Origin of the sequence: Prochlorococcus marinus, from assembly GCF_001180245.1 — a bacterium.
GTDB classification, from domain to species: domain Bacteria; phylum Cyanobacteriota; class Cyanobacteriia; order PCC-6307; family Cyanobiaceae; genus Prochlorococcus_A; species Prochlorococcus_A marinus_F.
On sequence record NZ_CVSV01000022.1, the window covers coordinates 1 to 218 of the forward strand.

Annotated in this window: 1 protein-coding gene; it reads left to right on the plus strand. The window is 29.8% G+C overall.

The features are described 5' to 3' along the window. A partial coding sequence (locus AMO19_RS00400) for an SRPBCC family protein (protein WP_306452409.1) occupies positions 1 to 218 on the plus strand: 218 nt, incomplete at both ends.

Sequence of the window (218 nt, forward strand, 5' to 3'; positions counted from 1 at the left end):
TAACTATAGATTTATTTGAAGATAAGGAGCTTGGCCTCTTAAAATTTAATTTAATAAAAGGAGATTTCAGGAAGTTTGAGGGTAGTTGGAAAATACAAAACATTAACAATACTTCAACAAACTCGTTAATTTATGATCTTACAGTTCAAGGATGTCAGTGGATGCCAATAGGGATGATAGAGAAAAGACTGAAAAAGGATCTTTCAGAAAATTTAATT